The sequence below is a fragment of the Kribbella catacumbae DSM 19601 genome (assembly GCF_000372465.1).
GTDB classification, from domain to species: Bacteria; Actinomycetota; Actinomycetes; order Propionibacteriales; family Kribbellaceae; genus Kribbella; species Kribbella catacumbae.
In genome coordinates this window covers 101,990-121,652 of sequence record NZ_AQUZ01000003.1, presented here as the reverse complement: position 1 = coordinate 121,652, position 19,663 = coordinate 101,990, and the positions used below count along the sequence as shown (strand labels likewise).

General features: G+C 67.4%; 19 protein-coding genes. 7 read left to right on the top strand and 12 right to left on the bottom strand.

What is annotated here, in order from left to right; genetic code table 11:
- Positions 1 to 57 precede the first annotated feature (57 nt).
- Positions 58 to 2,769 (bottom strand): helix-turn-helix transcriptional regulator, encoded by a 2,712-nt coding sequence (locus A3ES_RS0104540; RefSeq protein ID WP_020385595.1) that lies wholly within the window; start codon positions 2,767 to 2,769, stop codon positions 58 to 60.
- A gap of 98 nt (positions 2,770 to 2,867) precedes the next feature.
- Here A3ES_RS0104540 and A3ES_RS0104535 point away from each other — a divergent pair, with 98 nt between their 5' ends.
- The 4 genes from A3ES_RS0104535 (at position 2,868) to A3ES_RS0104520 (ending at position 7,991) form a co-directional block, all read left to right on the top strand.
- A complete protein-coding gene (locus A3ES_RS0104535; protein WP_020385594.1) occupies positions 2,868 to 3,935 on the top strand; it encodes a class I SAM-dependent methyltransferase in 1,068 nt (355 codons plus the stop codon).
- A gap of 41 nt (positions 3,936 to 3,976) precedes the next feature.
- The gene (locus tag A3ES_RS0104530) at positions 3,977 to 6,085 is read left to right on the top strand and encodes an alpha/beta hydrolase (RefSeq protein ID WP_020385593.1); all 2,109 of its coding nucleotides are present in this window, start codon (positions 3,977 to 3,979) and stop codon (positions 6,083 to 6,085) included.
- A 1,161-nt stretch (positions 6,086 to 7,246) separates the two neighbouring features.
- Positions 7,247 to 7,564, top strand: coding sequence for an ArsR/SmtB family transcription factor (locus A3ES_RS0104525; RefSeq protein ID WP_020385592.1), 318 nt, complete (start codon positions 7,247 to 7,249; stop codon positions 7,562 to 7,564).
- Entirely contained in the window at positions 7,554 to 7,991 is a 438-nt protein-coding gene (locus A3ES_RS0104520) for an SRPBCC family protein (protein ID WP_020385591.1), read from the top strand. Before A3ES_RS0104525 ends, A3ES_RS0104520 begins: the two co-directional genes overlap by 11 nt.
- Here the strand turns inward: A3ES_RS0104520 and A3ES_RS0104515 are convergent.
- Genes A3ES_RS0104515 through A3ES_RS0104490 form a run of 6 tightly spaced genes read right to left on the bottom strand, consistent with a single transcriptional unit; the run spans position 7,951 to position 13,570 of the window.
- Positions 7,951 to 8,748: an ABC transporter permease gene (locus A3ES_RS0104515; protein WP_020385590.1), complete on the bottom strand. Its 798-nt coding sequence runs from the start codon at positions 8,746 to 8,748 to the stop codon at positions 7,951 to 7,953. The genes A3ES_RS0104520 and A3ES_RS0104515 overlap by 41 nt on opposite strands.
- Positions 8,732 to 9,586, bottom strand: a complete 855-nt coding sequence (locus tag A3ES_RS0104510; protein ID WP_026162545.1) for a 2-aminoethylphosphonate ABC transporter permease subunit — start codon at positions 9,584 to 9,586, stop codon at positions 8,732 to 8,734. The genes A3ES_RS0104515 and A3ES_RS0104510 overlap by 17 nt, the downstream gene beginning before the upstream one ends.
- Positions 9,586 to 10,752: an ABC transporter ATP-binding protein gene (locus A3ES_RS46240; RefSeq protein WP_020385588.1), complete on the bottom strand. Its 1,167-nt coding sequence runs from the start codon at positions 10,750 to 10,752 to the stop codon at positions 9,586 to 9,588. The genes A3ES_RS0104510 and A3ES_RS46240 overlap by 1 nt, the downstream gene beginning before the upstream one ends.
- Positions 10,749 to 11,786: a 2-aminoethylphosphonate ABC transporter substrate-binding protein gene (locus tag A3ES_RS0104500; protein ID WP_020385587.1), complete on the bottom strand. Its 1,038-nt coding sequence runs from the start codon at positions 11,784 to 11,786 to the stop codon at positions 10,749 to 10,751. The genes A3ES_RS46240 and A3ES_RS0104500 overlap by 4 nt, the downstream gene beginning before the upstream one ends.
- A gap of 15 nt (positions 11,787 to 11,801) precedes the next feature.
- On the bottom strand, positions 11,802 to 12,473 hold the full coding sequence (locus A3ES_RS0104495) for a phosphonatase-like hydrolase (protein WP_020385586.1): 672 nt from the start codon (positions 12,471 to 12,473) through the stop codon (positions 11,802 to 11,804).
- Complete coding sequence (locus tag A3ES_RS0104490) at positions 12,470 to 13,570, bottom strand: TIGR03364 family FAD-dependent oxidoreductase (RefSeq protein WP_026162544.1); 1,101 nt, start codon at positions 13,568 to 13,570, stop codon at positions 12,470 to 12,472. Before A3ES_RS0104490 ends, A3ES_RS0104495 begins: the two co-directional genes overlap by 4 nt.
- A 148-nt stretch (positions 13,571 to 13,718) precedes the next feature.
- Here A3ES_RS0104490 and A3ES_RS53795 point away from each other — a divergent pair, with 148 nt between their 5' ends.
- A complete protein-coding gene (locus tag A3ES_RS53795; RefSeq protein WP_026162543.1) occupies positions 13,719 to 14,210 on the top strand; it encodes a hypothetical protein in 492 nt (163 codons plus the stop codon).
- Positions 14,156 to 14,476, top strand: coding sequence for a phosphotransferase (locus tag A3ES_RS0104480; RefSeq protein WP_026162542.1), 321 nt, complete (start codon positions 14,156 to 14,158; stop codon positions 14,474 to 14,476). The genes A3ES_RS53795 and A3ES_RS0104480 overlap by 55 nt, the downstream gene beginning before the upstream one ends.
- A gap of 50 nt (positions 14,477 to 14,526) precedes the next feature.
- Here the strand turns inward: A3ES_RS0104480 and A3ES_RS0104475 are convergent, their stop codons facing one another.
- Both A3ES_RS0104475 and A3ES_RS0104470 read right to left on the bottom strand, forming a co-directional pair.
- Positions 14,527 to 15,228, bottom strand: a complete 702-nt coding sequence (locus A3ES_RS0104475) for a GntR family transcriptional regulator (RefSeq protein ID WP_020385584.1) — start codon at positions 15,226 to 15,228, stop codon at positions 14,527 to 14,529.
- A gap of 117 nt (positions 15,229 to 15,345) precedes the next feature.
- The gene (locus tag A3ES_RS0104470) at positions 15,346 to 15,525 is read right to left on the bottom strand and encodes a DUF5302 domain-containing protein (RefSeq protein ID WP_020385583.1); all 180 of its coding nucleotides are present in this window, start codon (positions 15,523 to 15,525) and stop codon (positions 15,346 to 15,348) included.
- Between the two features lie 308 nt (positions 15,526 to 15,833).
- Here A3ES_RS0104470 and A3ES_RS0104465 point away from each other — a divergent pair, with 308 nt between their 5' ends.
- Entirely contained in the window at positions 15,834 to 16,484 is a 651-nt protein-coding gene (locus A3ES_RS0104465; RefSeq protein WP_020385582.1) for a LysE family translocator, read from the top strand.
- A gap of 239 nt (positions 16,485 to 16,723) precedes the next feature.
- Here the strand turns inward: A3ES_RS0104465 and A3ES_RS0104460 are convergent, their stop codons facing one another.
- The 3 genes from A3ES_RS0104460 to A3ES_RS0104445 all read right to left on the bottom strand — a co-directional run bounded on the left by A3ES_RS0104460 (position 16,724) and on the right by A3ES_RS0104445 (position 19,615).
- Complete coding sequence (locus A3ES_RS0104460; RefSeq protein WP_237744854.1) at positions 16,724 to 17,425, bottom strand: class I SAM-dependent methyltransferase; 702 nt, start codon at positions 17,423 to 17,425, stop codon at positions 16,724 to 16,726.
- A gap of 652 nt (positions 17,426 to 18,077) precedes the next feature.
- A complete protein-coding gene (locus A3ES_RS0104450) occupies positions 18,078 to 19,316 on the bottom strand; it encodes a type II toxin-antitoxin system HipA family toxin (RefSeq protein WP_020385579.1) in 1,239 nt (412 codons plus the stop codon).
- Positions 19,313 to 19,615 (bottom strand): helix-turn-helix domain-containing protein, encoded by a 303-nt coding sequence (locus tag A3ES_RS0104445; protein ID WP_040454012.1) that lies wholly within the window; start codon positions 19,613 to 19,615, stop codon positions 19,313 to 19,315. The genes A3ES_RS0104450 and A3ES_RS0104445 overlap by 4 nt, the downstream gene beginning before the upstream one ends.
- Positions 19,616 to 19,663: the final 48 nt, after the last annotated feature.

Sequence of the window (19,663 nt, the reverse complement as noted above, 5' to 3'; positions counted from 1 at the left end):
AGGCGGGGCCGAACCAGGAATTCATCCGCAGGGTGCCGAGAAGTCACGTTTGTCAGCCTACGTGCGGTCTGGACCACTCTCCTGGAGTACTGCGGCCAGCTCTGCCCGAGAGTGAATGCCTAGCTTCGTGTAGACGTTGCGGATGTGGTACTCGACCGTCTTGGGGCTCAGGAACAGTCGGGCCGCAACACTGCGAGTGCTCTGACCGTCAGCGAGTAGCAGAGCGATCTGCCGCTCCTGCGGGGTCAGATCGTCCGCAGTACTGGGCTCTCGGCGGCGTGCGGTCTCCCCTGTCGCCTTCAGTTCGGCAGCAGCCTGGTCCGCCCAGCCCGGCGCGCCTAGCTGGTCAAAGGCGGCTACTGCGGCTCGCAACTGCTCGCGTGCATCCACTCGTCGTCTTGCTCGCCGCAACCAGGCTCCGTAGACCAGGCGAGTCCGTGCGGTCTCGAAGACGTCCAGTGTCCGCGCATGCCACTCCAGCGCCTCCACGAACCGCTGGTCATCCTCCTCGACCAGTCCCAGCGCCCTGGCTGCCCTCGCCTGCGCCCACGGCTGCCCCTTCTCACCAGCCCGTACTGCGAACGCCCGCGCCGCCGCTGTCGCGTCCTCGACTCTCCCCAGTCGCAGGTAGACCTCGACAAGCTCCGGTACTGGCGACAGGTCTGGGTCAAGCACGCCAAGCGACGTCAGTACCTCCGCCAGCCGCTCGTACTGCGGCAGCGCGCCCTGCGGGTTCCCCTTGCCTAGCTCAAGGTCTCCTAGCGCGAACAGCGACCAGGCCAGGCCCTGGTGAATCTGCCGCTCCTCGCAGATCTCCATCGCCTCGGCAGCCTGCGCACGGCACTCCGCCTCACGCCCTTGGTGCGCCGACAACCACGCCAGCCCGGCGAGGTTGATGGCGAGTTCCGTGGTCTGGCCGGTCTCCCTGCTCAACCGGACGCCTTCGTCGTAGGACGCGGCCGCATCCGCCCAGCGGTCGGTGGTGGCGTCGTCGCGGGCCAGCTGGAACAGGACAGCCGGCAGTACTCCGACCGCGACCTGGTCCCGGCGTTCCCGCATCGCCGCTTCGATCAATGCCCGACCCGTGCCGGTCTCGCGCAGGAACATCGGTGCAAGCATCATCCAGACCTGCCTGCGCCGGTCGCGGTCGAGGGCGACCGACGGTGCCAGCTCGATGGCTTGCCGGATCTCCTCGGTGCCACCGCGCCCAGCAAGCACCTTGGCGACGCCGCTGGCCAGCAGACCGATGACGCGGATCCCTGGGCGCTCGACCTCCTCCAGCAGCTTGTCCAGGTCGTCTGAGGCTCTCAAGGCTGTCGTCGCGTCGCCTAGCCGGAAGCAGGCGTTCACCAGGTCTGCGAGTAGGCCTACTGCGGCTTCGGGATCGGTGGTGGCGGCTGCCGCGGCGACGAGGATGTCGCGGGCTCTGGCCGGCGAACCGCACTTCAGGGCGATGTCGCCGCGTAGCTCGTCTGCTTGGGTACGGACTCGCGGCGGTGGGTCGAGGGCCAGCGCGTCATCGAGTAGGCCGTCTGCTCGCTCGGGCAGTCCAGCGAACCAAGCTGCCTGACCGGCAGCGAGCAGCCGCAGCGCGCGAGCGCCCGTAGTACCGGTGAGGCGGGCGGCTCGCTCGAAGGCGGTTGCTGCGACTGCGTGTGCTCCTCGGTCGACGGCGTGGTTGCCCGCTAGTTCCAAGGCGGCGGCTACTGCGTCGTCGCTGCCGAGCACTGTCTCCGAGAGGTGCCAGGCGCGTCGGTCGTCGTCCTGTACTGCGTTGGCGACCGCTAGGTGCACAGCACGACGGTGAGCGGGCTCTGCGTTCGCGTAGATGGCTGACCGGACCAGTGGATGCCTGAACTCGACCCGGCCGTCTCTGAGCATCACCAACGATGCCTGCTCTCCCTCGGCGAGTACTGCGACGTCGACGCCAAGGTCGGCGCATGCACGGGCTACTACTCTCAGCTCACCGTCATCCACCGAGGCGACCAGCAGTGCGGTCTGTGCGGCCGCACTGAGCTTGTTTGCCCTTGCTGCAAAGGCACTCGCGAGCAGAGCCGGCACAGGAACCGGTACGCCGGGCGGAACGCGTTGCAGCTGCTCGGGATCCCTTGCGAGCTCCAGCAGGGCTAGCGGGTTGCCCGCGACCGTTCGGTGCAGACTCGCGACCAGGTCGACCGGCAACCCACCCACCAACTCCCGAGCCGCCACCAAGCCGAGTCCGCCGAGCTGAAGCTGCGGCAGATCCGCCTCCGCGAGTGGATGCGGTTCACCGGCCCGAGCGGTGATCACCAACAGGATCGGATCAGCCAGCAACCGCCGAGCCGCAAACAACAACGCCTCCGCCGACGGCAGATCGAGCAGCTGCGCGTCATCCACCAGCATCGCCACCGGCGCGCCCTCGGCGTACCGGCAAACCAGGCTCAAAGTCGCAGCCCCCACCACGAACCGCTCCTGCGGACTGGAACCGGCCGTACTGAGGGCGAGGGCTGCAGCAAGGGCCTCACGTTGGGGTGCCGGGATGCGGTCTAACTCTCCGAGCGCGGGCCGGAGGAGTTGCAGCAGGCCGCCGAAAGGGATCTCGCGTTCGGCTTCGGTGCCGCGGGCGCGCAGAACGCGCAGATCCGCGGCGAGTGCCGCCGTCTCGTTCACGAGAGCTGTCTTCCCGATTCCCGGTTCCCCGGTGATCAGGAGTACCCCGCTGGATCCCACCCGCGCCCCCGCGACCAGCCGTTCGATCGCCCGCCGCTCGGCTTCCCGCCCGATCAGCATGTCGGCAGTACATCACCGACTGACTAGGTAGGTCACCTGATGCGAGCGGGGGGAGCCCGCGCCTACGTTCGCCGTACAGATCCAGGGAGGGAACTGAGATGACCACAGTTGCGATCGACATGGACAAGCTGATGGCCTTCGTCGGCCAGGCAGTCGGCGAGGTGGGCGCCACACTCAACGCCGCGCTGGTAGTGATGGGCGACCGCCTCGGCTACTACCGCGCACTCGCCGACGGGGGCGCGACCACACCGGCCGAGCTAGCGGACCGCACGAGCACCAGCGAGCACTACACGCGCGAATGGCTCAACGCCCAAGCGGCCGGCGGCTTCGTCGAGTACGACCCCGCCACCGGCAAGTACCTGCTGCCACCAGAGCAGGCAGTAGCACTCACCGACGAGAGCAGCCCGGCGTTCCTGCCCGGCTTCTTCCAGATCGCTCTCGGCACCGTGCAGCACACCACCCAGACCATCGAGGCGGCCCGGAGCGGCGCCGGGATCGGCTGGCACGAGCACAGCTCCGACGTCCACCTGGGCTGCGAGCGCTTCTTCCGCCCCGGCTACAACGCGAACCTGGTGACCAGCTGGCTCCCCGCCCTCGACGACGTGGTGCAGAAGCTGGAGACCGGCGCCAAGGTGGCCGACATCGGCTGCGGGCACGGCGCCTCGACAGTCCTGATGGCACAGGCGTACCCGCGCTCCACCTTCACCGGCTCGGACTACCACCCGGAGTCGATCGAGGTAGCCCGGCTGCGCGCGGCTGAGGCGGGGGTCGCGGATCGCGTGACATTCGAGGTAGCGGCAGCAACGCAGTACAGCGGGAGCGGCTACGACCTGGTGACCACGTTCGACGCGCTGCACGACATGGGCGACCCGGTCGGCGCTGCCAAACGGGTACGTGAGTCGCTGGCGTCCGACGGCACCTGGATGGTCGTGGAGCCGATGGCCGGCGACCGTGTCGAGGACAACCTCAACCCGGTCGGTCGCGCGTACTACGGCTTCTCCACCCTGCTCTGTACGCCGGCCTCGCTGTCCCAGGACGTCGGGCTCGCACTGGGCACGCAAGCCGGCCCGGCCCGGATCCGGGACGTCACCACGGCCGCCGGCTTCACCCGCTTCCGTACTGCGGCCGAGACCCCGTTCAACCTGGTCTTCGAGGTCCGGCCCTGAGACAGTGCCGAAATAAGGGCTGTAGTGGCTGAGGGGGCGAGATGAAGGAGCGAGCGGCTCTACCGGCCGACCACCAGGGGACGGTCGAGCGGGACGGAGTGGCGATCGCGTACCAGGTGTGGGACGGGCCCGCCGCCGAGAGGGGGAACGGCGGGCCCACGGTCGTCCTGCTGCCGACCTGGTCGATCGTGCCGTCGCGGGTGTGGAAAGCGCAGGTGCCCTACCTGGCCAGACACTTCCGGGTGATCACCTTCGACGGCAGGGGCGCTGGTGCTTCCAGCAGGCCGGCCGGGGCTGCGGCGTACGCGGATAGCGAGTACGTGGCGGACACGCTCGCAGTACTGGATGCTGCTGGGGTTCAGCAGTGCGTGCTCGTCGGGTTCTCGCGGGGGTGCCCATGGGCCCTGCAGCTCGCGGCAGCGCAGCCTGACCGAGTACTCGGGGTGGCTTGCGTGGGTGTTGCCGCAGGGCTCGTGCCGAGCTTGGAGGAACGCGCCCGCTGGAACTGGAACGAGCAGCACGAAAGCAACGAGGGCTGGGCGAAGTACAACCGCCACTACTGGCTGAACGGTGGCTATGAGGACTTCGTCCGGTACTTCTTCGGGCAACTGTTCCGCGAGCCGCACTCCACCAAGCAGATCGAGGACGGCATCCGGTGGGGCCTGCAGACCACGCCCGACGTGCTGGTGGACACCGAGGAAGCCCGACAGGACCGTACGCCGGGTGCGCCCGACGTGACGTGTCCGGTGCTGGTGGTGCAGGGCGAAGAGGACGCCATCCGGCCTTATGCCGAAGGGGTTCGGCTCGCTGAGCTGACTGGTGGTTCGCTGGTCACGATCGCGGGCGGCGGCCACGCTCCGCACGCGCGCGATCCAGTGGTGTTCAACCGGCTGCTCAAGGACTTCGTGGATCGCGTAGCGCCACAGCCGGTACGGCGCACGTGGACGCGGGCGATGAACCGGCCGCGGCGGGCCCTCTACCTGTCGTCGCCGATCGGCCTCGGGCACGCGCGGCGGGATCTCGCGATCGCCCAGGAACTGCGCCGGCGCCGGCCGGACCTGCAGCTCGACTGGCTCGCGCAGCACCCCGTCACGCGGGTGCTGGAGGACGCCGGGGAGACGGTGCATCCGGCGTCGTCCTGGTTGATCAGCGAGTCGGCGCATGTGGAGTTCGAGGCCGAGGAGCATGATCTGCACGCGTTCCAGGCGATCCGCCGGATGGACGAGATCCTGGTCGCGAACTTCCTCACCTTCGCCGACGTGGTGGACGACCGGCACTACGACCTGGTGATCGGCGACGAGGCCTGGGAGGTGGACTACTTCCTGCACGAGAACCCGGAGCTCAAACGCTTCTCCTACGCCTGGCTCACCGACTTCGTCGGCTGGCTCCCGATGCCCGACGGCGGAGCCGCGGAAGCCCACCTGACGGCCGACTACAACGCGGAGATGCTGGATCACCGGGCGCGCTATCCCCGGCTGCGTGACCACTCCCTCTTCGTCGGCGACCCCGAAGACATCATCACTGCGACCTTCGGGCCCGGCCTTCCGTCGATCCGCGACTGGACTACGGCCAACTACACCTTCACCGGCTACATAACGGGCTTCCCGCCTGCTGGGGAGTCTCGGGAGCGACTTGGCTATCGCAGCGATCGGTTGTTGTGCGTGGTGACTGTCGGCGGCTCCGGCGTCGGCTCCGCCCTGCTGAGCCGGGTGCTGGACGCGGTACCGCTGGCTCGCCGGCTCGTGCCCGGGCTGGAGTTCGTGTTCGTGACCGGGCCGCGGCTCGACCCAAGCACGCTGCCCGCCACCGAAGGTGTCACCGTCCGCGGCTACCTGCCGGATCTCCCCCAGCACCTGGCGGTTGCCGACCTAGCTATCACCCAAGGCGGCCTGACCACGTGCATGGAACTCACAGCACAACGCGTGCCGTTCATCTACATCCCGCTCCAGCACCACTTCGAGCAGGAGTACCACGTCCGCACCCGCCTCGACCGCTACAACGCCGGCCACCACCTCACCTACTTGGAAGCCTCCGACCCACACGTCCTAGCCGAGACAATCGCCAAACGCCTCACCCAACCAGTCGACTACCACCCAGTGGCCACGGACGGCGCCACCCGAGCCGCAGACCTCCTCAACCAACTTCTCTAGGCCTTGACCAACCATGGGCACCTTGATCCGGACACGTTGAAGCGGGAGTCGGGGACCTAGGGCCGCTGTGGTTCGCGGGGTGCTTGGCAAAGTCGGTGTGGATGCGGGGTGCTTGGGCAAGGCCGGTGTGGATGCGGGGTGCTGGCAAAGGCTGGTGTGGTTCGCGGTCTCCGCTGCGGGAGCGTGCTAGTCGAGAGGGTGTGCGTCAAGAGCGCTTCGCGTCCCTTCGGGATCGAACAAGTTCGACTCCTGACCCACACCCTCTCGACCAGGGAAGGACGCAGCTACGCGGATCCCGCGGAGAGGTATGAGCCTGGGGCCGTCTTGGGTCAGGCGGGTCGGGTCCCGGGGGATATTGGTCAGGTGGGTCGAGTTTGCGGGATGACGTGGGTCAGGTGGGTCGAGTCCCCGGGTGATGTTGGTCGGGCCTGTCGGGCCTGTCGGGTCCCTGGTCGCCTTGGTCGGGGGCGGGCGGGTCAGGGGGCGGGTTGCGCCCGATCTGGGGTGGTTGCTGGGGGCAACGAAGCTCCATGCATACCCAGATCGGCGGGCAAGCGGTTACCTCGGCGTGTCGCCGCAGCCGCGAGGGGTGGTGCGTGCGTGGCGGTCCGGGAACCCCATCCCCGTCTTAGCGCGACAGGTGCATGCGTCAGAGACGGTGCAGTCTGGCCGGTGTGGAGCGGGTTGATCGGGGGACACTAGCGCCTTATGGGGATGCTAGCGCGCTGTAGCACGCCAGTGGCCCCAGAAGGCGCTAGTGGTGCGGATGACTGGGCGCCGATCGGCAGGATGGAGGCCTGTCGGTCGGCTGGAGGCCTGCTCGGCGGGACGGGTGGGCGGCGACCCAGGCGAGTCGCCCTAGCAATCGGTACCCCGATGGTGGTCGGCCGGGGCGTGCCGATCCCCCCGATTGTGGCCAGTCCTCCCAGCGGCTCCGGGATAGCTGCGTCCTTCCCTGGTCGTGGTGGTGAGTGTCAAGAGTCGAACTTGTTCGATCCCGAAGGGACGCCGAAGGCGCTCTTGACGCGCGCCGCCGCGACTAGGACCCTCAAGCAGCCCGGCGACGCGATCCACAGTCGCCTTAACCAGGCAAGCCACGCATCACGCGACCGCCCTGGAATGCCCTTGACAAATAGTTCACCGGTTGGTGAAGTGTTGGGCATGCCGCTGGCCTCGACCTTCGCTGCGCTTGCCGATCCGACTCGGTTGGCGATCGTGCAGCGGTTGAGCCGGGGCGAGGCGACGATGGGTGAGCTCGCGGCGCCGCATCGCCTCACACCACCCGCGATGACCAAGCATGTCGGCGTGCTCGTCGACGCCGGGGTGGTGAGCCGGCGCAAGCTCGGGCGGACGGTCGTCTGCACGTTGCAACCCGCCGCGCTGACCGAAGTACAGGGCTGGCTTGGTGACCTGACGGCGTACTGGAACAGCACGGTCGATCGGCTGGAAGAACTCTTGGGGAGTGACAATGACGACTGACATCCGGATCGAACGGGTGCTAAAGGCAACGATCGAGCGGGTGTACGACGCGTGGACGCAGCCTGGGCTGCTGACCCGCTGGTACTGCCCGAACCCCGCGCTGGCCCTTCAGGTCGACGCCGACGTCCGGGTCGGCGGCGAGTACGTCGTCACGATGGGCCCGTACATCGTTCGCGGCCGCTACACCGAGGTCGATGCGCCCAAGCTGCTCGAGTTCACCTGGCAGTGGGATCACGAAGGTGGGCCCTCGCAGGTCCGGGTCGAGCTGACCGAGGTCGCCGACGGAACCCGGATGCTGCTCAGCCATACCGGGCTGAGCAGCCCCGACGACGCCACCGGTCACCTGGAAGGCTGGGAACTCGAGCTCGACCGGCTGGCCGAGCTGGTCAGCGCTCCACCGACCGGCCACGCAACCGATCCAGCGTGACGACCAGTACTACGGTCACCGCGAGTAGGACCAACGACTCCGCCGCCGCGGTGAACGTCTGACCCCGATCGGTCAACGCGAACACGCTCACCGGCAAGGTCCGCCACGATGCCGGGTAGACCATGATCGTCGCCCCGACCTCGCCCATCGACAGCGCGATCGACAAGCTCGCTGCCGAGACGATTGCCGGCCGCAACATCGGCAGCCGGATCTGCCAGAGCACGCGGGCCGGCGACGCGCCAAGGGAAGCGGCGACCTCGGCGTACGCGTCATTGGTCCGTTGCAGTGCCGCGGCAACAGTTCCGTAGCTGAAGGCAACCATCAGGACGAGGTGCGCGATCACCACGATCCACTTGGTGCCGTTGAGCAACACCGGTTGGCGCGAGAAGGCAACCAGCAGGCTGAGCCCGACGACAACGGACGGTACTGCGATCGGCAGGTGGTGGAGCGCATCGGCAAACCGCGCCAACGGCTTCGGCGCATTCCGGGCAGCGAGGGCAGCCCACGTGCCGAGTACGACGGCGAGCAGTCCGCCGAGGAACGCGGTCTGCAGGCTCACTGTCAACGAGGCCAACTCGTCGCCTGACAACGCCTCCGCGAGATGCGAGGTGGTCGGGCTCGACGGGAACACTCCGTTCCAGCTCCCCGCGAAGGCGGCTGCCGCGACGACGATGAAGGGCGCCAGCACCAGTACGCCGAACACCAGCGCGAAGGCGATCCAGGTGACGATCTTGCCGGGCTTAGTCCAGAGCAGCACGAGCGCCTCCTTGCCGAGACAGCGCCGCGCGCAAAGCGACGTACAGGCCGATCGACAGCAGTACCTGGACGACGGCGATCACACAGGCGGCCGGGTAGTCGAACATCACGATGCCCTTGGTGTGCACGAGCATCGGGAGGGTTGTCGTGTCGCGCGCGCCGAGGAACAGCACGATGCCGAACTCGTTGAGGGTCAGCAGCAGCGTCAGTCCACCACCGGCCGCGAGTGCGGGCTTGACCTCGGGGAGCACGACTTGGCGCAGTACTCGCCAGGGACCACCGCCGAGGCTCGCGGCGACGTCGAGCTGGACGCGCGGGATCTGCGCCATCGCGCCGAGCAGCGGGCGCATCACGAACGGCGTATAGAAGGTGATCTCGGCAACGATCACGGCCCAGGGCGTGGCCAGGAATCCACTGTCGCCGACCAGTGAACCCAGGACGCCTGCGGCTCCGTAGATGAAGGTGAACGACAATGCCACCAGGAACGACGGCAACGCCAGCATCGCGTCGACCAGCCCGGAGATCACCCGCGCACCCGGGAATGGCACGAAGCTGATCACCACGGCGAGGAACGTCCCCACCAGCAAGCAGCCGATCGTCGAACACACCGCGATCTGAATCGTCCGAACAAGCGCGTCACGGAACTCGACCGAGCCGATCACCTCCCGCCAGGTGGCGAACCCACCGGTGAACGATTCGCCCGCGACCAGCACGAGCGGATAGACAACCAGTCCGGCCAGCACCAGCAAGGGCGGCAATAGCCAGACAGATCTACTGACCTTTTGTGGCGGCGCTTGGTTGCCTAAGGCAATCGGTGTGCTCAATGCTTCGACCGCCATCAGCGCCCCTCCGCGGCAACCAACGTGCAAGCCTCGACCGGCAACTCGATGGACACCTTCGCCCCAACCTCAGGCAGGCATTCACCCGTCGGCACGTCCACCTGCACGGACACTGCGGGCAACCCGTCAATCACACAGGTCAACCGACTAGACGCCCCTCGCCACTGCGCCCCCACCAACACCCCCGGCCAGCTATCGCCGGCGGTTGCGCCACCACCCTCCCCACGCTCTCCGACCGCGTCGGCTTCGCCGACGCGGTCGGAGAGCTTGATGGCGTGAGGGCGGATGCAGAGCAAGAGGGCCTCGCTTCGGCCGCCGGCACCAGATCGGCCTGCGCCCTGGTAGCTCGCCCCGCCGGCGTCACCCGGCAGAGTTGCAGCCTGTGGCCGGAGGCCCGCCAGCGTTTGGCCCGCCAAGCGGACACCGCCTTCCACCACCTCGACCGGCAGCAGGTTCGCGCCGCCCAGAAAAGATGCGGTGAAGGCGGATGGCGGAGCGGAGTACAAGTCGGCGGCCGGTGCTATGTCGACAAGTCGAGCATCGCGCATTACCGCGATCCGGTCGGCCAGCGCGAGCGCCTCGGACTGGTCGTGGGTGACGTAGACGATCGCGACATCGGGCACCTCGCGGCGAAGCTTCTGCAACTCACCGAGCATGTCCGCCCTCAACTGCGCATCGAGAGCGGCCAGCGGCTCGTCCAGCAACAGGACCGGCGGCTGGATCGCCAGCGCCCGCGCGATCGCGACGCGCTGCTGCTGCCCGCCGGACAGCTCCCGCGGATAGCGGCGCGCGTACTTCGCCATCCCCACCATCTCGAGCACCTCGGCAACCCGCCTGGCCACCTCCGCCTTGGGCTTGCGAGCAGCACGAAGACCGAAGGCGACATTGTCGGCAACCCGCAGATGGGGAAACAGCGCGTACTGCTGAACCACCACCCCGATCCCCCGCCTGGCCGGCGGTACGTCGGTGACGTCCGCGCCAGCCAGCCAAATCCGGCCGCGACTAGGCCGGACGAACCCCGCGATCGCCTTGAGTGCCGTGGACTTGCCCGAGCCCGATGGCCCGAGCAACGCCACCGTCTCGCCCGCCGCGACCGTGAGGTCAAGCCCTTCCAGCGCGACCGTCTGGCCGAACCGGACGGTCACATCCTCAAGCCGGACAGTCATCCCTGAACGGCCTTGTTGTACGCGGCAACATCCGCGTCGAGATCGGCGAGCACCGCGTTCCAGTCCGGCTGCCAGATCTCCACCCCGGTCGTTGCCTTCTGCACCGACTGGAAGTTCGCGTCGGCCGGTTTCACATCCGACCGGGCGGGCAACCCGAAGGCGTCACCGGAGGCGGTCTGCTGCGCCTCGGGCGAGAGCAGATACGTCATCAGCTTCTCCCCGCCGTCCTTGTTCGGCGCCCCCGCGCCCAGCCCCATCACGTACGGCAGCGCGACCGTACTGCGCTTGCCGTCCGCCGCGGCTGGGAAGAACAGCGCGAAGGCCGACTTGTCGTTCGCGATCGAGGTCAGGTTCATCTGCACATCGCCGTTCGCGACCCAGATCTCGCCCTTGCTCACCTTCGGCTGCAGCTTGCCGGTGGAGGCCGACGGGCCGACGTTGTTCGCCTCGAGCTTCTTGAGGTAGTCGAGTGCGCCCTGCTTGCCCAGAAGATGCTGCAGGAGCAGGAGTACCGCAGTACCGTCACCTGCCTGGCCAGGTGTCGAGTACTGGAGCTTGCCCTTGAAGCGGCCGTCCAGCAGATCGTCGAACGTCTTCGGCGGCGCGGTCTTGGAGGTGTTGACGATGAAGCTCAGGTAGTTGTCGATCACCGCCACGTAGTCGGCCGCCTTCGGGCCCTTCACCTGGTCGCTGCCCGGCACCGCGTAGGCCTGCAGCAACTTGTCCGCCGACGCCTTCTGGATGAACGGCGGCAGGGTGATGACGACATCGGCCTGCGGGTTCGACTTCTCCTTCTGCAACCGGGAGACGACCTCACCCGAGCCGGCCTCGACCAGCTGGACCTTGATCCCGGTCTGCTGGGTGAAGGCGTCGAACCTGGTCTTGTACCAGTCGGCCAGACCGTCAGCACTGTAGACGGTGACAGTCTTGCCACCGCCGTCGTTGGTCGAGGCCGCGCCGGTACCGCCACAAGCGACCAGCGAGGTGAGCAGGGCACCGGCGAGCAGACCGGTGAGAGCACGCGAGCGGAACATCAGAACTCCGTGTGGTTAGTGGTGGAGTAGACCGGGCAGGTCCCGGACCGACTCGAGGATGTGCGTGGCACCCGCGGCGACGAGCTGATCGTTGCCATGGGCACCGGTAAGGACTCCGGCGACGATCCCGGCGCCGGCCCGGATCCCCGTGGTCATGTCGTACGCGGTGTCGCCTGCCACGGCCACGGAGGTCACGGCGTCGGCTTTCAATTCGAGCAGGGCCCTAAGGACCAGGTCCGGGTACGGCCGGCCGCGGCCCGCCTGCGCTGGGCAGAGGGTGAGATCGGCGAGGTTCCGCCAGCCGAGGGCGGCCAGAATCCGTTGCTGCGTCGTCTCCGAGAACCCGGTGGTCAGGCAGACCTTGATCCCGCGGCTCTGCAGTTCGCGGATCGTGTCCTCGGCACCGTCGATCGGCGCACTGCGACCTTCGTCGACCAGCGTTCCGTACGCGGTCTCGAAGGCCTTGTTCGCTTGCTGGGCAGCCGCTTCGTCGTTGCCGAGCAGGTGGCGGAAGACGGTGATCTTCGACTCGCCCATCGTGGCCCGGACGTAGCGCACCATCTCGTCGTACTGCGGGCTGCCGGGCTCGATGCCCTGGGCACCGATCGCCCGGGTGAAGGCTTGCTCGACCAGACCGTCGTCGGCGACCGTCGTACCGGCCATGTCGAGTACGACCAGCTGGATCACAGTCCCGCCTCCAGGTAGCTGGTTTCGGCGATCGCGGGCGCCATGGTCATGCCGCGACCACCCGGACCGGTGACGACGGTGACGCCTTGGCCGACAGTTCGCCGTACGACGACTTCACCTTCGGTCGACTGCGAGTAGACGCCCGCCCATCGGCGTACGACGGGTGGCAGCTCGCGGCCGAGCAGGCTCTCGACCGTGGTCTTCAAGTAGTCGTAGGGATCGCTCTGCACGTCGAAGCCGAACGGCTCGGCGTACTCGTGGGTGTCACCGATCGTCAGCCCGCCATCCGCGCGCTGGACCATGAGCAGCTGCATCGCGTTGTCTGCGGCAACAGTTGCCTGAGGCACCTGGTTGAGCACGTCGAGGGCCGGACCCTGGTACGCCGGGTAGTAGCGGAAGCTGTCCGCGTCGGCCACGGCCGTCGTGAGTTGCTCGTCCAGCGGAGCGGTCTGCATCATCTGCAGCCGGACCCTGCGGACCGGCAACTCGCCTGCCAGCTCCCGAATCAAGCCGCCGTGCGAAGCGCCGGTGCAGAGGAAGATCTCGTCGGCCGCGTGGACCTCACCGTGGTCGTCCCTGACCTCGCCGGTGGCGACCTCGCGGACCTCTCGACCGGGGACGAACTGGTAGCGACCGGACTTCTCCAATTCGGCCCGCAGTTCGGGGAGCACCTTGCGCGGCTCGACGATCGCGTCGCGCCCACACCAGAGCGCGCCAAGCAGGTCACCCTTGAGTGCCGGATTGCGAAGGCGCGTCTGCTCAGCGTCGAGCAACTGGAATCCACGCCCGCCCGCGCCGTCCTTGCTCGTGGCCTCCTTGGCCACGGCCAGCTCGCGCTCAGTCCGGCAGACCGTCAACGAACCCGCCGGCCGGAAGCCGATGCCCGGAACCTTCTCCCACAGGTCCCGCGCCAGCAGCGCCGTCTCGAGCTCGACGCCGGCAGCCCGTCCACTCACCCAGACCAGCCCGAAGTTCCGGACACTGGCGCCGCGCCCCTCCCGCTCACGCTCGAGCTGCACGACGTCGTACCCACGCCTCACCCCCTCCCAGGCGTGAAACGTCCCCAGCACTCCGCCACCCACCACTACGACCCGCACCAGACCACTCCCTCGGCTCAACTACCCCCAAGATTGGTCCGGACCAATTACCGGCAAGCCCACACTCCCCGACCAGCGCATGAACCACAACCGAATTTCAGTTGACGCCGCCGATAGGTTGGCTCCCCTGGTGAATCAAGAGAACGCCATGAGTTCGCAGTCCAACATCCCGCCACCGGTACCCCGCCTCGATGCCGCCCGCATCGTCGAGGAGCTCAACCGGCAGCACGGCATCTCGCTGGAACTGTTGGGAGCGGCGCCGGGCGGCGAGGTCGGTGCCGCCTTCGTTCGCTGGCCGGACGGCCATGAGGGCGTGCTCACCCGGGCCGCTGACGCCCCTGCCGGTGCGGGCGAGCACCTGCGCTCGACGACGGCGATGCTGGCTCTCGTCAAGACGCGCGGCATACCAGTACCGCGGTACGAGCTGGTTGTGCAGGTGGACGACCTGTACGCCGTCGTCCAGGAGCGGCTGCCGGGCGCGCCGCCTGATGTCGTGGATGGTCCGCTGGTCGGACTCGCCGCTTGCTCGGCCAGGTTCGCGAGATCGGCCGGGCCGGGTCGGGTGTGCTGGCCGGCGACGATCTGGTGCACCTCGACTATCACTCGGGCAACGTCCTGGTCGACACGGAAGGCCAGCTGACCGGCATCATCGACTGGGACGGCTGGGCGCGTGGCGACCGCTGGTTCTCGCTGGAGGTGCTGGCGTTCGACCTGACGTGGCGCTGCGCCGACACGGCGGTACGAGATCGCCTCGACGCTCTGATCGCCGCCGCAGTACCGGCAGATCGACTGCGGGCATACCGGGCCCACCTCAGCCTGCGGATGGTCGACTGGGTCATCCGGCATGACGAAGCCCGGGCAGTCGACTACTGGCTCGCAGTGGCGACCGAACGGCTCTCCGTCTGACCACTGGGCCGCAGCGAGGCGCAGTACGGGCTGAGGGCGCAGTACCGGGGTTAAGGCCGGAGGGTGGCGCGGAAGCCGACGCGGTCGCCCCGGTAGAGGGAGCGGACTGACTCGATCGGGCGGCCGGCGGTGTCGCGGCTGGTGCGGTGGAGGAGCAGCATCGGGAGCGACTGGGTGGCCTTCAGGAGTTCGGCTTCGCGAGGTGTCGCGATCACCGTCTCGACCAGCTCCTCCCCCTCGCCGAAGCGGACGCCGAGTTCATCCGTCAGGCACCGGTAGAGCGACCCCTCCGGCTTCAGCACGTCGCGCAACGTCGGGAAGCGCGCCACCGCGAGGTACGTCGTCTCCAAGCCGATCGGCTGACCGTCCGCCAGTAGCACCCGCTCCAGCCGATGGACCGCATCGCCAACAGCAATCCCAAGCTGCTCGGCGAGCACCCCATCCGCCGCGATCTCCTCGAACGCGACCAGTTCGCGCCCCGGCTCTTGCCCCTGCGCCCGCAACGCTTCCGTGTAGCTCACCAACGCCAGCGGCTGGATCAGCTTCGGCGTGGCCACGAAGGTCCCCTGCCCCTGCCGCGCCCGCAAGCGGCCGTCCGCGACCAGCTCCCGGATCGCCTGCCGCATCGTCCACCGCGAGACGCCGAACTCCTTCGCCAGCGTCCGCTCCGGCGGCAACGCGGCGCCCTCACCAAGCCGTTCGAGCAGCCCGACCAGCCGGGTCTTGACAGCGAAATGCAGCGGCACAGTCACCCGCCGACGATAACCGAGCCCCCTCAGCCCTCAGCAGCACGGACTTCGAAGTACCGGGAAAAGCTAGAGCCCCGGGCGGCAACCCGGGGCTCGAGGTGGATGGATGGGCGGCGGAAATCAGCTGCCGGACTTGCGCCGGAACTGGCGCTTCTGCTTGTCGTTGTGCGCCTCGCCGACACCCTCGTGCCGCGGCCCGCTGCCGGGGTGCGACTCGTGGGTCTGGTTCTTCTTGGCGAGTGCCTCGCGGAACTTCTTCTGCAGATCGTCCTTAGCCGGCTTGCTGGGCGTGTCGCTCATACCGTCTCCTTCACAAACCGTCAGGCGTTCAGGCTCTAGCTAACCAATTGTGACTGTCCTCCCGCCAGCCATTATCGGCGGGGCCCTCAAACTGTCGGATCCAGCCGACCCTGGACCGCCACCACACACCAAGCAGCCCGCCGGCGGCCCCCGCCCGCCCAGCCACGCCGAGCCGGCCCCGTCAAACGCGACTTGGTGTGTGGTGGCGGTCCGGGTCCTACCGTCTCAAGGTAGGAAAACTCTCCTGGCGCTGGACGCGGCGGCTGCTAGTTTCGCTGAGGCAGCAGCGACCTCTGGAGGGAACAGTCATGGTGGTCAGCACGGAAGCCCTGATCGGGATCGCGCTCATCGAACTCGGCCTCGTCGTCATCCCCGGCCCGAACATGATCTACCTCGTCTCGCGATCGGTCACCCAAGGCCGCCGCGCCGGCCTCACCTCGCTCGCGGGCGTCGGCGTCGGCTTCCTCGTCTACCTGCTCGCCGCGACCGCCGGCCTGGCGACCCTCTTCGCGCTCGTCCCGGAGATCTACGTGACGCTGAAGCTGGCCGGCGCGGCGTACCTGCTCTGGCTCGCCTGGGGCGCCCTCCGCCCCGGCGGCAGCTCCGCCTTCACCCCGAACGAGCTCGAACCAGACCGCCCCCGCAAACTCTTCGGCATGGGCCTGCTGACCTGCCTGCTCAACCCGAAGATCGCGATCCTCTACATCTCGCTGCTGCCCCAGTTCGTGGACCCGTCCCGCGGCCACGTCGGCACCCAGAGCCTGCTCCTCGGCCTCACCCAACTGGCGGTCGGCGTCCTGGTGAACGCGATTTTCGTCATCACCGCCGGCTCGGTAGCGGTCTTCTTCAGCCGCAAACCCCTCTGGTCCCGCATCCACCGCTACGTGACCGGCACCGCCCTGGCCGTCTTCGCCGTGAAACTCGCCACGGACCGCACCCAGCCGGTCGCCGCTCCGTAACTCTCCGCAGCAATCCCTTGGTTCTCACGCCTCCGAGCCGCCTCACGGCTTGGCGCCCCGACGTACAGTGAGTAACAAGGCCCCGGACCCCACCCCGACCGCCCTCCAGCGCGGCACACCGGTACGACGCTCCGCCCGGCCACCCACCCCAAGTGGTTTCCCCCTGACAGGTCAGGGTGCCGGTGACCCCCATCCCCTGCCCGGCACCCTGGCCGCTCCACCCCAACTGACGGGCCGTACTACGAGAGCCTTCTGGTGACGAAGACGAACTCGAGGCCGGGGCGGTCCGGTGCGTCTCGTACTTCGTCGACCGTGAAGCCTGCCTGGGTTAGGGATTCCTCGAGCTCGGCCTTTGTCCGGAAGCGCAACGTCGACTCCGAGGTCAAGGTCGCGCCATCCTCGGCGAACACGTAAGTCCCCCTGAACTTCACCAGCGGCAGCCGGACCTCCAGCAGGTCGGTCCAGCTCTCCACCACTCCGACATCCGGCAAGTCAGTCCGCTTGTAGGTCTGCTCCCGATTCCAGCCCAGCCACGCCTGCCGTACCGGATCCCTTGTCTCAAAGACGAACCGCCCACCAGGTACCAGCGCCCGCCGTACTGCGGCCAGCGTCGTCGCCCAGTCGTCATCCTCGACAAAAACCTGCGCCACGTTCCCCGTCATCACCGCCAACTCCACCTGCAACGGCGGCAACGCGGCGGCATCCCCATGAATCCACCGAACCCGCTCAGCCCCAACCTTGCCCCGAGCAACCTCCAACGAGGCCAACGCCGGATCCACCCCAACCACGTCAACCCCACGCCCAGCCAGCAACAACGCAAGCGTCCCCGTCCCACACCCCACATCCAGAACCCGCGCCGTCCCGAACTCCGCCGCCATCCCCAGATAGGCATCAAGATCAGCCCGCCGCTCCGGCTCCAGCGAATCATAAACAGCCGCCAACCGAGGCTCCCAAAACAACGCATCAACCATCCAGCGACCCTAGATCGCCACCCCTCACCCCAGCGACCAATTTCCTGGAGCGCAGCAGGATGAACCCTCGAACGACCATCTTCCCGTGCGGACTAGACCACTATCTCGGGAGAAACATGAGGAAATTCCTCGCAATCACCGCACTGGCCGCATCCACCGTGGGCATCGCCGCCACCACCGCGACGCCTGCCATGGCTGCAACCTTCTAAAGGGGCCACTTCACCACGTACCCGGAATGCGCAAGGGAGGGCGACCGCATCCTCAGGTACAGCCCGAAGGCGCAGTACTACGAATGCCCCGCCCACCCGTCCCTCGGCGGCTTCAACCTGTACGTGACCTACTGACCTAGCTTCTGCCGGCACACTGGGGCGCCGCTACCCCGTCGCGGCGCCCCACGTTCGTCTCCGCAAGCTGATGTCTTCGGAGTTGCCGCAGAATCATCTTCGATCTGTAAATCTATGCAGTGACACCGCGAAGCTACTCACCAACGATTTCTACTTGCTTTCCACTCGCTTACTGCTCACAGCGCCCTCACCCAACGATGTCGCCACCCGCCACCACCCCGCAGGGCGGGCGACCTACCGATTCCCTGGCAGATCAGCGCTCTGGCAACGACAACAGCTCAACCAGCAAGACGTTCAAGGCGCTCGCGCATTCCGTCAAAGGCAGCTACGAACCGCGGCAGCTCGCCGGGTGACACACCATTGCCGGTCGCGACCTGCCGCCACTCCGACGTCGCGTCGAGCACCTCACGGACGATCTCCTTCGCGTCGCCCACCCCGACCCGAAACGAACTGGCGTACGCGGTCAGTCCTTCCACTTCGTCGGCCTGTCGAGTTGCTCCACCGATGCCGGTGACGCGCTGCGCGCCCGCATCCGGATTCGGGTTCACATCGAAGACCGGCGACAGCTTCCAGCCGGAGGGACCAGCGCGCAGAAAGCCATGATTACGCAGATGGTCGTCAGTGTTGTGGATCGCCACCGAGAAGACGATTCTTCGCCAGAGTTGCTGTAGATCCCGTGTGGTCTGGGACCCGAACTCCGTCAACGTCTCCGCAACCTCGAGATAGTCTCCGGGCACCCCATCCCGCCCTCCGACCATCGTCATCGCACTGATGTAGCCGATGCGATGCACGCCATTGCGGTCGAAGCGATCGAGGACGAGGACATTCCTTCCGCCCACCGGTACGAGGCGCCTGGTCGGAGTCTCGATTCCCGCCCGCTCGGCCAGATCGAGAGCAGTCTTCTCCCAGCCCATCACATCCCACTCGTCGTTGTGGTGAGGGAACTTGGCGATCAGCAGCCGCTGTCCGTCACGCACGGACGCCTTCGGCCGTGCGCCACCCAACGACCCTGATCCTGCATCGAGCAAGTCTTTGATCGCCGCCAGATCGTCGACGTCGGCCTCAACCGCATCAGCCGCGTGCAGCAGGCGGGGAAGCTCCACCAACTTCGGGACGGTCAGATCCGGGTCGAGGAAGCTTCCGTCGCGTTCCGTGCGGAAACGTAGCGCTCCCTGGCGGGTCAGGTCACTGACCCCGAGGAGGTAGTCGACCTCACTGACCGACGGCGCGGTGCGGCTGTCGCGCAAGGCCTTGAGGCGCACCATCTTGGCGATCAGGTTCTTGCCCCAACGATCCGGCGAACAGTCTGCGAATGCGCCTGGCAGCCCACCGACCGTGTGATTGCCTTCCAGGAGTGGCATGGACGGATCGATGGTGTACGCGCCAGGGCGAGCGAGGTACTCCTCGTCGTACCGAAACGCAGTGGTGGTGACGTTGTTGCGGCGGGTGAAGTAGGCACTGCCGACCTCGACCGTCTGCCCGTCCAGGTCGGCCGCGACGAATACCGTCTCAGTCATGGCCGAACCCTCTTGGGAAGGACCTGGTCGGCACGAGCGCGTCCGAGGTCGGTTTCGTAGGGATCCAGCGCTTCGACCACGCGATCGAGCGTGCCAAGGACGCGGGCAACATTGAGGAAGGCCTCGAGTCCTACGGTGGTCTGTCCTTTCTCCAGATCGCGCAAAGTATCGCGAGAGATCCCGGCTCGATCAGCGACCTGCTGGGCCGTGAGGCTCTGGAGCTTGCGCCAGGCGGTGAGGTACTCGCCGATCCGCTGAGCACTCAGCCTGGTTTTCGCCGGCACTGGAGCTCGCGCCATGACGTTCACCTCCGCACGCTAATGACGACCAGAAACGACAGTATACCC

Excerpts from the sequence above, each read along its gene's own strand:
- A3ES_RS0104530 (WP_020385593.1), top strand. The coding sequence starts at position 3,977 with ATGAAGGAGCGAGCGGCTCTACCGGCCGACCACCAGGGGACGGTCGAG.
- A3ES_RS0104510 (WP_026162545.1), bottom strand. The coding sequence starts at position 9,586 with ATGGCGGTCGAAGCATTGAGCACACCGATTGCCTTAGGCAACCAAGCG.
- A3ES_RS0104470 (WP_020385583.1), bottom strand. The coding sequence starts at position 15,525 with ATGAGCGACACGCCCAGCAAGCCGGCTAAGGACGATCTGCAGAAGAAG.
- A3ES_RS46240 (WP_020385588.1), bottom strand. The coding sequence starts at position 10,752 with ATGACTGTCCGGCTTGAGGATGTGACCGTCCGGTTCGGCCAGACGGTC.
- A3ES_RS0104525 (WP_020385592.1), top strand. The coding sequence starts at position 7,247 with ATGCCGCTGGCCTCGACCTTCGCTGCGCTTGCCGATCCGACTCGGTTG.
- A3ES_RS0104535 (WP_020385594.1), top strand. The coding sequence starts at position 2,868 with ATGACCACAGTTGCGATCGACATGGACAAGCTGATGGCCTTCGTCGGC.
- A3ES_RS0104520 (WP_020385591.1), top strand. The coding sequence starts at position 7,554 with ATGACGACTGACATCCGGATCGAACGGGTGCTAAAGGCAACGATCGAG.
- A3ES_RS0104450 (WP_020385579.1), bottom strand. The coding sequence starts at position 19,316 with ATGACTGAGACGGTATTCGTCGCGGCCGACCTGGACGGGCAGACGGTC.
- A3ES_RS0104540 (WP_020385595.1), bottom strand. The coding sequence starts at position 2,769 with ATGCTGATCGGGCGGGAAGCCGAGCGGCGGGCGATCGAACGGCTGGTC.
- A3ES_RS0104500 (WP_020385587.1), bottom strand. The coding sequence starts at position 11,786 with ATGTTCCGCTCGCGTGCTCTCACCGGTCTGCTCGCCGGTGCCCTGCTC.
- A3ES_RS0104465 (WP_020385582.1), top strand. The coding sequence starts at position 15,834 with ATGGTGGTCAGCACGGAAGCCCTGATCGGGATCGCGCTCATCGAACTC.
- A3ES_RS53795 (WP_026162543.1), top strand. The coding sequence starts at position 13,719 with ATGAGTTCGCAGTCCAACATCCCGCCACCGGTACCCCGCCTCGATGCC.
- A3ES_RS0104445 (WP_040454012.1), bottom strand. The coding sequence starts at position 19,615 with ATGGCGCGAGCTCCAGTGCCGGCGAAAACCAGGCTGAGTGCTCAGCGG.